This window comes from Paenibacillus sp. 01L418 (assembly GCF_056400045.1).
Genome location: NZ_JBFTSN010000001.1, coordinates 33,578 through 47,738 on the forward strand (window position 1 = coordinate 33,578; position 14,161 = coordinate 47,738).

General features: G+C 45.3%; 10 protein-coding genes. 4 read left to right on the plus strand and 6 right to left on the minus strand.

The genetic code is table 11. From position 1 onward, the window contains the following. Window positions 1-128 precede the first annotated feature (128 nt). From AC1DSE_RS00160 to AC1DSE_RS00175, 4 genes are all read left to right on the plus strand, one after another. Entirely contained in the window at window positions 129-779 is a 651-nt protein-coding gene (locus tag AC1DSE_RS00160) for a hypothetical protein (RefSeq protein ID WP_477510922.1), read from the plus strand. A 126-nt stretch (window positions 780-905) separates the two neighbouring features. After that, complete coding sequence (locus AC1DSE_RS00165) at window positions 906-1,802, plus strand: manganese catalase family protein (protein ID WP_441877864.1); 897 nt, start codon at window positions 906-908, stop codon at window positions 1,800-1,802. Between the two features lie 114 nt (window positions 1,803-1,916). After that, window positions 1,917-2,597 (plus strand): TraX family protein, encoded by a 681-nt coding sequence (locus AC1DSE_RS00170; protein WP_477510923.1) that lies wholly within the window; start codon window positions 1,917-1,919, stop codon window positions 2,595-2,597. A gap of 189 nt (window positions 2,598-2,786) precedes the next feature. Further along, a complete protein-coding gene (locus tag AC1DSE_RS00175; RefSeq protein ID WP_076268411.1) occupies window positions 2,787-3,005 on the plus strand; it encodes a hypothetical protein in 219 nt (72 codons plus the stop codon). A gap of 130 nt (window positions 3,006-3,135) precedes the next feature. Here AC1DSE_RS00175 and AC1DSE_RS00180 read toward each other — a convergent pair whose 3' ends face one another. The 6 genes from AC1DSE_RS00180 to AC1DSE_RS00205 form a co-directional block, all read right to left on the minus strand. Continuing rightward, on the minus strand, window positions 3,136-4,935 hold the full coding sequence (locus tag AC1DSE_RS00180) for a methyl-accepting chemotaxis protein (protein ID WP_477510924.1): 1,800 nt from the start codon (window positions 4,933-4,935) through the stop codon (window positions 3,136-3,138). Between the two features lies 1 nt (window position 4,936). Further along, window positions 4,937-6,250, minus strand: a complete 1,314-nt coding sequence (locus AC1DSE_RS00185; RefSeq protein WP_477510925.1) for a putative bifunctional diguanylate cyclase/phosphodiesterase — start codon at window positions 6,248-6,250, stop codon at window positions 4,937-4,939. A gap of 232 nt (window positions 6,251-6,482) precedes the next feature. Then, complete coding sequence (locus AC1DSE_RS00190; RefSeq protein WP_477527300.1) at window positions 6,483-7,211, minus strand: response regulator transcription factor; 729 nt, start codon at window positions 7,209-7,211, stop codon at window positions 6,483-6,485. 102 nt (window positions 7,212-7,313) lie between these two features. Beyond that, the gene (locus tag AC1DSE_RS00195) at window positions 7,314-11,165 is read right to left on the minus strand and encodes a response regulator (protein ID WP_477510992.1); all 3,852 of its coding nucleotides are present in this window, start codon (window positions 11,163-11,165) and stop codon (window positions 7,314-7,316) included. A gap of 167 nt (window positions 11,166-11,332) precedes the next feature. Next, complete coding sequence (gene mgrA / locus AC1DSE_RS00200; protein ID WP_477510927.1) at window positions 11,333-12,328, minus strand: L-glyceraldehyde 3-phosphate reductase; 996 nt, start codon at window positions 12,326-12,328, stop codon at window positions 11,333-11,335. 109 nt (window positions 12,329-12,437) lie between these two features. Continuing rightward, entirely contained in the window at window positions 12,438-13,883 is a 1,446-nt protein-coding gene (locus AC1DSE_RS00205; protein ID WP_477527301.1) for an HD-GYP domain-containing protein, read from the minus strand. Between the last annotated feature and the right edge of the window lie 278 nt (window positions 13,884-14,161).

The following is a 14,161-nucleotide window of genomic DNA, read 5'->3' on the forward strand; positions in this document are numbered from 1 at the left end:
TGTAAATTTAAGAGAGTTGCATGGACGAGTATCGCCTTCCATGTGTTGAATTTAACCTTCCATTTTTGTATGACCCGCTCGCTTCCTGCATACCTATATGACATACCATACGAATGGAGGTCTTTGGCTTGGCAGAAAATATGATGAGCATGGGCAATATCGGCAATATGGGCAATGTGCCAAACCCCGGCAACATGGGGAGCATGAGCAATATGCCTAACATGAACACCATGAGTAGTATGCCGAATGCGGGGAATGTGGGAAGTATGTCCAATATGAGCAACATGGGCAATATGCCGAAAGCAGGCAATATGGGCAGCATGCCCAATATGAGCAACATGGGCAATATGCCAAACGTCGGCAGTATGGGCGGCATGTCCAATATGAGCAACATGGGCAATATGCCAAACGTCAGCAGTATGGGTGGCATGCCTAACATGAGCAACATGCAAAACGCAGGCATGGGCGGCATGCCTAATATGAGCAACATGGCAGGCATGGAGAAACCCGCTCCAGTGATCTATGAAGCCGAAGCGCAGCACACGGCAATGGTGATGGAGGTACGCGATAGGATTATGAACATGTGCGGCGGTCATATGCATAAATACGTTTGCGTCCAGACCATCGATGGACATGTATTTGAAGGCAAACTTATGCATATTGATCACTGCATTCTTTATTTGCAATGTACGATGCGAGACCCGCGCGCTTTCATGAACCCGTACAATGCGGTGCTGCCACTCGTTCTGTATGAGCTTCTTGTCATCACACTGCTCTAAGTATTAAGTTAGGCTTTGATACATTCGACAAAAGCATGTCCCTTTTGACATCGACGGTCTATGACTGCGAAAGCTGTCATACATATGCATAGAATGAAACGTCGATGAAATGAGGGGAGTAAACTCATGATTGAACGGATAAATCGGCTTCAGATAGAACTCCCGCCATCACCTTACGCGGATGCGAACGCCGCGGCAGCGGTGCAGGAGCTGCTTGGAGGAAAATTTGGTGAAATGTCCACCTTAAACAACTACATGTATCAGTCCTTTAATTTCCGTGAGAAAAAGAAGCTTAAACCGTTCTACGACCTCGTATCCAGCATAACAGCAGAGGAATTTGGCCATGTGGAGCTTGTTTCGACAGCTATTAATATGGTATTAACAGGGACAACAAGTCCCGGTGATCCTAATTCTGCTCCACTAAAGGAAGGTGTAAATAAGCGCAACAGCTATTTTTTTATACAAACCGGTCAAACCTCGCTGCCAGGTGATTCGATGGGACGCGCATGGACTGGTGATAATGTATTTAGCAGCGGCAATCTCGTGCTTGATCTGCTGCATAATTTCTTCTTGGAGTGCGGAGCACGAACGCATAAAATGCGAGTATTTGAGATGACGGATCACCCTACAGCAAGGGCAATGATTGGCTATTTACTCGTTCGCGGCGGCGTCCATGTACTTGCCTATGCCAAAGCGCTCGAAATCGCAACGGGTGTTGATGTGAAGAAGCTTATCCCTATTCCCGACCTTAGCAACAACAGCTTCGAAACGGCTCGAAAATACGAAGCAATGGGGCTTGGCAACAAGCTGTACACATTCAGCCAGAACGACTACAAGGATATTGTCCTCATTTGGAATGGACAAAATCCGCTTACCGGCGCTGAGCTTGAGGTCATTCAAGGCGCACCGCAAGGCGCACCTATGCCTGATTTGAGCGAGCTTCCAGAAGAGTTTGCGCCAGGCATCTCGCAAGAGGATTTTATTGAAATTGCCCGTCGGCTGCAGAAAAACGCCGGACTATAATCATGTCATGATTCAAGGAAGACCTCCTCATGCGCGCAAAGCGGCTTGGAGGTCTTCCTGCTCCTATTCCCTCGTTTTCCTATGCTATACTAAACAAAAGGCGAGGGAACGAAGGTGATTGCGATTCAAGTTTTGGCTATGCTTACTATGCTTATTGATCATATTGGTCTGTTATGGTTCCCTGAGAACGTCGTTTGGAGAATCATTGGACGGCTGGCACTCCCCTTCTATGCGCTCGCGATTGTCCTCGGTTATTACCGAACGAGCAATTTGGATCGTTATCTGAAACGGGTTGCATGGATCGCGCTTTTATCGCAGCTGCCTTATCAATTTGCTTTTTACCGGCTTGAAGTCAATACGGTAGGCACTTTATTCGTCTGCCTGCTGCTTCTGCGCCTTCTAGACAAATGGAACGGAAAGCCGCTTCTTCAAGTTCTGCTTTGCCTTTCACTCGCTGGACTTCTCGAGTTTATGCCCTTCAGCTATGGCGCATATGCTGCACTGCTCGTACTCATTTATCGTTATGCTCAAAATCAATCCTTTGTTGTGTTTCACTTCTCCTTGGAAGTGGTAAGCATCTTTATAAAGGAATGGTTCATACAGCCCTTTAGCATATTTGCTACTATTCTTATGGTCTATGTGCCTGATTTCATGCGCAGCCTCGAAACCATCAAAGTGCCGCGCTTCGTCTGGCGCAGCTTTTATCCGCTTCATTTGACGCTCATCGCAATCGTTTATTACGCAACCAGCAGCGAAAGCTTTAAGGAAATATTTCGCAAGCTATCATTCAGTTGATCATTCCGCCAGTTTTTCTATGGCTTTCATACATGAGATTGCAGCTGCTACACCTCTAAAGCATGTGCAGTAATTGTCGAACATGTTAGAAAAGTGTAAATAAAGTAAACAAAATTCTGACCACATATTCATAAGGGGCTAAAATATTTACGTTAGAATGGAGGAAATTGATCGGAGGTGTTATAGGAAATGATGAAAATCGTTACCTTTAAAAGTCGTTCTGTCCCAGTCTATTACCCTAATGAACAATCCGCATCCATAGATCTGCTTCATCATAAATTGTACGAACTAGAACTCGATTTTGACTTCCGCAAAAAGTGGAGAAGAATCAAATCTGTTGAAATGGTGCGTGATGTCGCTATTTTCCAATATAACGACGGCACAAAGCTCTACCTTGAAGTATGTTAGATAACTCGTAAAGAAAGACCTGCAGGCAAAGTGCCCGTCAGGTCTTTTTGTGTTTTTATCAATCCCATTCACCTATAAAAAATGCCCCAACAGCATATCGCTGCTAGGGCATTACTCATTCTCCTTTAAGCTAAACCTTAAATTTCATAATTTCCTTCTGCAAATGCTCTGCCATATTGGCAAGCATAGCTGATGCCGCTGCAATTTCTTCCATCGAGGCCGTCTGCTGCTGCGCCGCCGCAGCTACAGATTGCGTACCAGAAGCCCCTTCAACCGCGATATCAACGACCTCTTTAATGGTCAGCATCACTTGCTCCGTACCTGCTGCAATCCCATTTGCTGCTTGCGAAACCTCATCAATTTGCTCAGCGACCTGCATAACCTCGTCCCGTATAGAGCCAAACATGCGGCCTGCTCCTTCAACTGCTTGGATGCCGCCGGATACGACAGTGCCCGCATCATTCATCGCCAGCACCACACGTTCCGTCTCCGTGCCAACAGCCATAACAATCTTCGTAATATGATCGCTTGATTCCTTCGTTTGCTCTGCCAGCTTGCGAACCTCGCCAGCTACAACTGCAAAGCCTTTGCCATGCTCACCCGCTCTTGCCGCTTCTATAGAAGCGTTCAGTGCAAGCAGATTCGTCTGAGCAGAAATGTCAGATATAACCTGCACCATTCTAACGATTTCAGTGGATCGATTCCCAAGTCCTTGTACGGCTGCAGCCAAACTATTAAACGATAGCTGGATTGATTCCATTTGAACAACTGCCTGCTGCAGCGTCTCGTTTCCTTCTGTTGCCTGGCGGGAAGTTTTTTTGGCTGCATGTGATGCTTGCTCCGTGCTAACCGCAATTTGCTGAACGCTTGCCGACATTTCATGGATAACCTGAAAGCTCTGCTCAGCACTAGCCGATTGCTTCTCTGCCCCATCTGCTACCTTCTGAATCGTATATGCGATATGTTCGCTTGCATGGCTGGTTTGCTCTCCGCTAGCCATAAGCTCCTCCGAGGAAGCGGCTACCTGATCCACGCTGCTCCCCACCTCGTGCACAAGCGTTTTGAGCTGCTTTACCATTTCATTAAAGCTTACAGCAAGTACGCCTGTCTCATCTCGGTAATGGCAAATAATTGGATCTATTTGAAGATTACCTTTTGCAACCTCCATTGAAAGCGCAGAAACCTGCTTGATTGGCCGTGTCATGCGGATCGTAAAGAGTATTGTTGCTGCCATACCGACCGCTATCGTAATTAATAAGGTAACGATTGTAACCGTCACAATCTGTTCAGCACCCTTATTAAAATCCTGCATATATGTACCCGAGGCAATAATCCAGCCCCAGTGAGGGTCCTTCTCTAGGTAAGTAATTTTCGACGCCAGTTCATTCTCTGTACCCGGAAGCGCCCAAGTATAATAAACAAAACCGCCACCCGACTCCGCTTTCTTCATGAAGGCATCCGAAACAGGGAGGCCCCATTCAGAATCGAGCACTGGTTCTCCATTGCCGTACTTAAGTCCAGCAAGACTGCTGCCCTCCATCGTGGGATGGGCAATCGTGAGTGAGTCTTTGTCTAATGCAAAAACATAACCGTTTTCGCCGAGATCAATGCTTTTATTGATAGGCCGTTTGCCTGCCTCATTCTTTGGCCCAAGCATAGTGACTTTGACGAACTCTTCTGCTTTGGCGCGGTCAATCGCTCCTGCTTTCACCTGTGTGTCGAGCAATGCAATTAAACCAATGGTGCTTTTAACGCTATTTTGAAGCAGCTTCTCGCCGCCGTTGTCCAGTTCGCTAACAGCAGTATTGTAACTTAAAGTACTAACTAGAATGCTAGGAATTAAAAGAAGCGACAAGCATAACGCCATTAGCTTTATACGAATCGTAGGTTTGATCGATCGAAGATTTTTTAGCTTGCTCAATAGACTCACTTTACAGTTCTCCTTTAGTCATCTTCTTTGCTGTGTATTCCGAACGTCGTATCATGGATATATCAAGCACGTCAGGTTCCTGTGGTTTGCCCAGAAGGAATCCCTGTACATAATTGCAACCCCATTCGCCTAATAATTCGTATTGTTCCTTGTACTCTACACCCTTGGCAATCACTTCAAGACCAAGCTTATGAACGAGATTAATGATGCCTTCAACGATAATGCGATCCGCGCTTTGCAGATCAATGTTTCTAATGAATGACTTATCGATCTTAAGGCAATGAATCGGCAATTGATTCAAGTTGGTGAGGGAAGAGAATCCTGTTCCAAAATCGTCTAGTATGATTCGAACGCCAGCTACTCGAAGCCAGCTAAGTGTAGATATGGCTGTAGTTGAAGTATGAAGCATACAGCTTTCCGTTATTTCAAGCTCAAATGAGGAGGGCGCAAGCTCATATTCCTTTAACACATGCAGCACCGTTTGTGAAAAGGTCAGATCTTGCAGCTGAAGAGAAGATATATTAATTGACATGTTAAGACTATTCAAACCATATTTGCTCATGTTCGCGAGCGTTTTGCACGATTCTCTAAGCACCCATTCTCCAATAGGTACAATGAGACCGCTATGCTCAGCTATAGGTATAAATTCTGTAGGTGAAATATCGCCAAGCTCAGGATGCTGCCAGCGCAGCAGCGCTTCAAATCCTCTAAGCTTGCCGTCCTCCATGCGATAGATAGGCTGATAGCTGAGGTGAAATTGCTGTAAATATAATGCTGGTCTTAACGCCGCTTCGATAGCGATGCGTCGATTAAGCTTATTCGTATCTTCCAAATTATAAAATCTTGCTCGATTGCCGCCCTGCTCTTTTGATTGGTATAGGGCAGACTCCGCTCGGCATATAAGCTGTTCGCTTGTTCGTCCATCCTTCGGGTATAACGTTGCCCCAATACTCGAGGTCAAATACAGCTCCGCTCCGTTAATATCGATGGGACGCTCAATCGCATTTTTGATAGCCTCCACAGCTTGTATGCTTTGACATTCATCATGTTCTACAGGCATAGCTACCATAAATCTGTTTCCACCAACTCTACTCACCGTTGTAGCAGCCTTTCTAGCTTCAGCCAGACGCTGCCCCATCATGAGGAGTACATGGTTGCCAAACTCTGTTCCTTTGGTTTCATTTAAGCGATAAAATTTATCCAAATCCACCAACGCCACCACCATCCGCTTGCCTGCTGCACGTACGACATTTACGGCCAATTCCAGCTGTGCATAAGCCTCCTTGCGACAAGGCAAACCGGTCAACGCATCCATGTTGTTCGACCACCATCCTTTTCCATTTCAGTTATATACACTCATTTTGTCATACAACTATTAGAAAAATTAATGAGCAATATTTAGAACATTGTTAGATAATTTAATACCTGTTCTAACAACCTTACAATTAGGAGAATGGCGGCGAATATTCATAGTATTGCTGGGCAAATGGGCAAAAAAAAAGAATCACTCCATGTTATAGAGTGATTCTTCTTACATAATAGCTTATTCAGGTTTGATTCTTGCTCGTATGCTGAGCGGTATACTTATAGCCGAATCCCCAAACCGTTCGAATGAGCCGCGGTTCCTTCGGGTTCTGTTCAATCTTCTTGCGAAGGTTGACGATATGTACGTCTATGGCACGGTCTGTTACGAAGGAATCAAAGCCGCGGATCGTATTTATAAGTTCTTCCCTGCTAAACACCTTGCCCGGATGTGCAAGAAATAATTTCATCAGCTCATATTCCGAGAAGGTTGTTTCAACTAACTTCCCGCGAACCAGCAATAGGCGTCTCTCAAAATCAAGCTGAATGAGCTCCCCCTCTTCGGTCGCTTCCACTGCTGCTGAAACCTGCTGCATTGTCTCTGTCTGCATCGTATTCGATCGACGAATTAACGCCTCTACCCTAGCTGTCATTTCGTGCATGCTGAATGGTTTGCACATGTAATCATCCGCTCCAGCTTTTAAAGCCTGAACTCTTTCTGACACTTCACTCTTCATGGATAGAATCATAATCGGTACGTTAGAGCGCTTTCTAATTAGCGCACACACTTCCATTCCGTCCAGATCGGGCAAGATTAAATCAAGCAGCACCAAGTCCGGATTAAACTCTGATGCGAGTCTTAATCCATCATCCGCTCTATAAGCTTGCATGACAGAATAGCCTTCCTCGGATAAATACATAGACAGCATATCACTCATCATGACGTCATCTTCAATAACTAAAACCTTATACATTGTCGTCACCCTTTTTGAGGATTGAAGATTTCTGTCGAATATTTTTTGTATCTCTACTATACCTTAACGTTATTAAAGGAACAACAAGTTGTTAGAAATTTGTTAGGTTTTATTGTCGAATACATCTTTCGCTTTCCGAAGCCCATCCAAAAGCCGCTTTAACGTCACCTCTAACTGAATCATAGCTTTTTGCAAATTGTCTGATTCTAGCTCCGGCAGCTTCACGATTCGCTCAACCTCACAAGCCGCCTCTAACAATTCGTAGGCGGATAAATAACCGGCAGCCCCCTTAAGTGTGTGAGCCATTCGTTTGACAATTGTTAGCTCCGATTGCTTAATCATCATTCGCAGCTGGTCTGCAAATGAATCGTAATCAAGCATAAATTGCTCCATCATATGCAGCAAGATCGGCAGTTTTCCATTCACTCTTGCCAGTGCGCTTTCAACGTCCATGCCGTCAATAGACGGCAAACTATCTATATTTGCTGGTTCTAATGTACGTGTACGATCATTTAGCCCAGATTTGACGACCGGCTGAATAGTCGAACCGCTGATTTCCTTCAACCAATAGGAAATGACATTATGAATTCGCTCGGAGGAAATAGGCTTCGTTACCACATCGTTCATCCCCAGCTTCAAATAACGCTCGTGATCATTGCGAAGCACGTTTGCCGTCACGGCAATAATCGGAATATGATCATATTTAGCTTGTGTGCGAATGATGCGAACCGCTTCCGATCCATCCATTATCGGCATATGAATATCCATTAATATAAGATCCCAGCGCTCTTCACCCAGCTTCATCAGCACTTCTTCGCCATTCTCAGCTAAGCCGACCTCGTAGCCCCGCTCCTTCAAAATTTCGATTGCAACCAGCTGATTAATTTTATTGTCCTCTGCTAACAAAATCCGCGTATTTGTCATATTTTGTTGAATCGTTGCTTCGAGCGACTCGATTTCTTGTTCCTTCCCATTCGTGCCATTATGATCCAGAACACTTTCAATTGCACGAAGCATAGCCGTTCTCATGATAGGCTTAATTAACAATGTTACCGGTCTTTGCTCAGCAGGAAGCTGCATCATTTCGTCGCGTCCATAAGAGGTCGTCATAGCAATGGTTTTAACACCAGCTAGTTCCGCATCACGATGGAATTCAAGCCAGGTTTCTGCACCGTACATATCCGGCATCTCCATATCAAGCACGATAAGCTTCGGCAGAGCGCCAGCTCCAATGCGGCGCAGGCGATCTCTAGCCATTTTCCAAGAGTGAAATGGAATAGGCGTCAAGCCAAACGATTCGACAATATCGCTCCAGTGCTCCCGCATCTCGTCATCATCCTCTACGATCCACACGGGCTGCTCCAATAAATCCTGATGAACCTGCAAACGCGGTTCGGTATACTTATGAATAATAGTGAATGGCAGCGTAAAGTAAAACTCGCTTCCAACAAGCGCTTTGCTGGTAACCTTCAGCTTGCCTCCCATTAATTCAACAAATGATTTGGATATGACAAGTCCAAGTCCCGTTCCACCAAACTTCCGTGTTGTTGATCCATCCGCTTGCGTAAACGGTTTAAAGAGCTTCTGGACCTGCGCCTCGCTCATCCCAATCCCCGTATCCGAGATGATAAACTTCACGTCTACCCCTTTATCCGTCTGCTCCACTATCTCCAGCTTCAGCCTTACTTTTCCTCTATTCGTGAATTTGATCGCATTCATGCACAAATTGAGCAGCACCTGCTCAAGACGCAGCGCATCGCCAATAATCGTTTGCGGCAATTCCTCTGGCGTATCAATAATGAATTCAAACTGCTCTTTACCGCCCATAAATACGCTTAATTGATCAGTGATCCGGTGCATCAGCTCCTCAGGCTGGAACGGCTGACGTTCGATGTCGACCTTGCCTGCTTCAATTTTGGAGAAATCCAAAATATCATTAATAATTCGCAGCAGCGTCTCCGAGGAGGTATTCATCTTGTCCATATAATCCTTCTGTGACGAAGACAGCCCTGTCTTGCGCATTAATTGCGTCAAGCCGATTATCCCATTAAGCGGTGTGCGTATCTCATGGCTCATGAGTGCTAGGAATCGGCTTTTCGCCTGATTGGCTTCCTCCGCTTCGAGTGTGGCGCGAACAAGCTTCTCCTGCACCATCTTCTGCTCCGAAATATCTCTGGCTATACAAGAAAAAAACAGCTCACCCGTATCTTCATCCTTATGCGGCACGATGACCATGGAAACGTACAGCGGCTCGCCATTTCGCTTCATCAACTGCGCGTCGCTTTCCCAGTAACCAAACTCTTTGGCGAGCGCTGCTCCTCTCACAAGCTCCGAATACATTTCTGGATGAGAATATTCCTCTACCATATGCACCTGATCCGCATTGCTTTGCAAGCCCAGCATTTCTCTGCCTGCCCCATTCATATAGACGAGCTTGCCTCTTGAGCTGACTGAAGCTATTAAATCCTTGGCTGATTCAACGATGTCGAGCAAACGATTGCGTGCTTTCTCTACATGCTTGCGGTCGGAAATATCGAGCACCATACCTACAACACCAGAGAACCGTCCATTGCGGTCACGCAAACCATTCGAGCTGTGCAGCGTTGGAATTCTTGTTCCGTTTTTATGAATAAAGGTCCATTCCCTCTCATAGGAGAAGCTCGTGCTGCGGAGCTCCTTGAATACTTCAAGACCAGGCTGAACCGTTCTGCCAAGCTGTTCGGTAAGCTTCTCAGCTTCCAAGCGAACCTCATCTAGATCCATGAACAACAGCGGTGTAGCGCTCCCAGCTAGCTCCGAAGTCTTGTAGCCCAGCATCTCTTCAGCTGTTTTATTCAGATAGGTGACCTTATACTGATCGTCGAGCACGATAAATGCATATTGATTCTGATTAATAATTGCCTCAAGGCGATCGAACATTTCTTGCAAATGCTCCATCATGCCGTTCACAGAATGACCAAGCTGACCAATCTCATCATACGGCTCAACTTCAAGATGCTCAGCCTCGAAGCTCCCCGCTGCAGCCTGCTCCGTAACGCCCAAAATACGTTCTAACCGCTTCACAATACGTTCGAAGTAGAGAAAGAAGAAGATAACAATGATTACTTCCGAGACAGCAATCGTCGTGAAAATACGCCAAAAGATCGGCTTTACCTCTTCTTCCAGCTTGGACATTGGCTCTTGCAATGCAAAACGCCATGGCGTTTCACTCACCTTCGTATGAAATACCGCGTACGCTCTTCCCGCTATGTTAATTTCTGAAACACCCTCATAGGAGCCAAGCATTTTCTCGGCAATCGGAGACAAGGAAGACTTCTCATGAAATAAGCCCTTGCTAATGATCTCTTGGTCATCAGAGCTATAGATGATGCCGCCTTCATCATTGAACAAGCGTATAATCGTTTGATCTCCTGTAAATTCAATGAATGGCCGAAGTGTAGCCATGACAATAGAGGCGTACACAACTCCTTTGAGTTCATTCGTAGCCCCATATACAGGTACAACAATAAATGATTGTGTAGCATCAGAAAAAGAAGGCTTAAAAGGGTCCGTAATGACCACTTTGCCTGTAATCGACTCCTGAAAAAATGACTCCATACTCATGTCTCGTCTAATACCATCGGTACGCAGGCCTATGCCTGATTCATCTATATACCCAATCGAGTGATAGATAAAGCCCCCGCGAACGAGCTCACGTCCAAAATAATGAAGACGCTCCTCATCTGTGCCAAAACGGACAACCTCTGTTCGGCTCATCACAATAACCTCCGCCTTGCGGATAGCCATCCATGACGCCAATTCGTTTGCACGTTTGTTTTGCATACTGCTTGTTTTCTCGATTTCGGATTTGAGCATTGCATCCTTGACCGCAGAATAGTTGCCTATTCCGGCAATCAACAGCGGAAAAAAAGAAATGAGAACAATCAAGATCAAACCTTTTGTACGCAACGACATTTTTTTCAAACCACTTCCACCTTTCGCTACGCATGAGCCAAATCTGCCTGACTTTGACACTATTATATCTCTTTCAACTATTATTTGGATAATAAAAAAACGCTAGAGTCTGCATGCCGCAACACTGCGGTTAGCTGCTCTAGCGTCTCATTATCATTTATAGTAAGCTATTCGGCTGCAAGCACCGATTCAATACGGCTAAGCTCCTCGTCGCTGAAATCAAGACGGCGTAGTGCTGCAACATTATCATCAATTTGTTCAACACGACTTGCTCCGATCAAAGCCGAAGTTACTCTTCCGCCTCGGAGTACCCAAGCAAGAGACATTTGGGCAAGCGATTGTCCACGATGCTGTGCAATCTCATTCAACAGCTTAATCTTATTCAATGTGCTGTCTGTAATATGATCCGCCTTCAGAAATACACTTGGTCCTCCAGCGCGTGAATCGGCAGGAACACCGTTCAAATAACGATTCGTCAACAAGCCTCCAGCAAGCGGAGAAAATACGATCGAGCCAATGCCTTCTTCGTCCAAAACATCCTGCAAGCCGTTCTCGATCCAGCGATTGAACATCGAATAGGATGGCTGATGAATAAGGAAAGGCGTACCTAGATCCTTCAGAATAGCGGCCGCTTTAGCTGTTTGCTCTGGATTGTAATTCGAAACGCCGACATACAGCGCTTTTCCTTGGCGCACAATATGATCAAGAGCCCCCATTATTTCTTCAAGCGGTGTATCCGGATCTGGACGATGGTGATAAAAAATATCGACATAATCAAGGTTCATCCGCTTTAGGCTTTGATCCAAGCTGGAAACCAAATATTTGCGTGAGCCCCATTCGCCATAAGGGCCTTCCCACATATAGTAGCCAGCTTTGGTTGATATAATAAGCTCATCACGATATGCTGCAAAATCTTGATTAAGTATTTGGCCAAACATTTCTTCTGCTGATCCAGCAGGCGGTCCATAGTTATTCGCAAGATCGAAGTGCGTAATGCCTAAATCAAATGCACGGCGTACCATGGCACGCCCATTCTCATGACGGTCAATGCCGCCGAAATTATGCCACAATCCTAAGGAAATTGCCGGCAGCTTTAAGCCGCTTCGTCCGACACGGTTATACTTCATGCTCTCATACCGATTATTAGCCGCTAAATAAGTCATGTTCAATATTCCCCCAAACCGTTATTGGAATCGCTTATTGTGCTTATTAAGCATCAACAAACTGCTTCCCGTATATTGTACAACTGCAGCTTGCCAAATGGAAATGCAACTATTTGATCAGCCTTTTCTCCAGCTTCAAATGCGGACTGTTGCGGACGGTTTCCTCGAAAAAGCTCGTTTGCTCCCGTACAAGGCRCTCCCATGCCTGAACGCACACGGGGTCGAAATGTCTCCCGCTCTCCTTTAGGATAATTTCCATAGCTGCCTCATGCGACATCGCCTTTCGGTAAGAACGTGACGAGGTCAAAGCATCATAAACATCCGCTACGGCAGTGACCCGTGCAAGCAGCGGTATCTGTTCACCTGCAAGCTGATCAGGATAGCCGCTGCCGTCCCACTTCTCATGATGAGACCTTATAACAGAAAGCTCCTCCGGCATAAAACCTAATCTTTTGCACAAATCGTAGCCCGATATAGGATGCACCTCAATAATTTCACGTTCCTCTGGTGTAAGCTTGCCTGGCTTGTTCAAAATCGTATCCGGTATTCGCAATTTGCCGACATCATGAACTAATCCGCCTTGCGCAATCGCTCTTAATTCAGCTGAGCTGAGTGAGAGCTCCTCTCCCAGCTTCAAAGCATAGAGGGCTACCCGATAGTTATGGCCTGCTGTGTAAGAATCACGTGCTTCCGTTGTCATCACCAGCTCTCGAACGCTTGTAGACATATAGGTGTTAATCCAATCGCGCGGATTGGCGCGGAACATCAGCTTAATAGACGCTGTAATGGATTTGGAGCTGACATATTGATTTACAATACCCCAAACCATAACAATAACCGAAGCAAGCAATAGGAAATGGTAAAGCCACCAGCTTATATTCCAAGCTTCGCCACTCACGATAATCAGCTGTGCAATAATCATCCAGCCTGAGCTGTACACGATGGCGAGCTGCAATGGAAAACGAGAGGATATGTACGCTTGCAAATACCGATATATTGTCCAGCCATTCAAAGCGATCGTAAATAGGCTTGCGGCCCATTTCATCGGCAATTCCTTAAAATGTAGAAATAGAATAAGATTCGGGTAAAACCAAAGGATGGTGCAAAGGGCAAGAAGCAAGGATATCCATAAGGGCAAAAGCATTCGCTGCAACTGCGCAAACCATTTGATGAGAGGACGATCTACAGATATAGAGGACAACCACAACCATACAACGGCCAGTATAACGCTAAGCTGAGCAGTGCTGCCTGCAGTACTTGAGTGATGCGTTAAAAAACCAGGGGTAGATAAGCCATGCAGAACAAACAATGCAGATAATGATACATAAGATAACGATAGAAAACTAATCTTAATATTGCGAAGGGTAATCGCGACGAATCCTACAGCAATAGCAAGGATCAGTGAGATCAATGCTACGAGACTGACGATATAAAAATGCTCTTGAGGTGCGTTAATGCTCTTATCAAGCTCCGAACCTCGCAACGCGAAATAGCCTGCCAACGGCAAAAGCATTAATAAAACTAAACGTGTGTATACCCACATATTTTTGCGCAAGCTTATTCCTCCTAGATGTCGTTCTTTATATGTATTTGCTGGTAAACATACCGCCTGTGGGAGGCGCAAAATGTAAAGCTTCATTAAAAACCAACATGAAACTTGTAGGATAATGTTGGATATTCGTCTTTTACTATCATATCATCACGGAGTCAACCTATAAATAGTGAAATTTCGCGGAAATACGGATAATTCGAGCCGACAACATATATTTTTATTTTAGATTAAGGTTTTTTCAATCTTGTTTTGTTATAGTAGTTGAAGACAGGTAAATTGAA

Excerpts from the sequence above, each read along its gene's own strand:
- AC1DSE_RS00165 (WP_441877864.1), top strand. The coding sequence starts at position 906 with ATGATTGAACGGATAAATCGGCTTCAGATAGAACTCCCGCCATCACCT.
- AC1DSE_RS00175 (WP_076268411.1), top strand. The coding sequence starts at position 2,787 with ATGATGAAAATCGTTACCTTTAAAAGTCGTTCTGTCCCAGTCTATTAC.
- AC1DSE_RS00185 (WP_477510925.1), bottom strand. The coding sequence starts at position 6,250 with ATGGATGCGTTGACCGGTTTGCCTTGTCGCAAGGAGGCTTATGCACAG.
- AC1DSE_RS00190 (WP_477527300.1), bottom strand. The coding sequence starts at position 7,211 with ATGTATAAGGTTTTAGTTATTGAAGATGACGTCATGATGAGTGATATG.
- AC1DSE_RS00195 (WP_477510992.1), bottom strand. The coding sequence starts at position 11,165 with ATGTCGTTGCGTACAAAAGGTTTGATCTTGATTGTTCTCATTTCTTTT.
- mgrA (WP_477510927.1), bottom strand. The coding sequence starts at position 12,328 with ATGACTTATTTAGCGGCTAATAATCGGTATGAGAGCATGAAGTATAAC.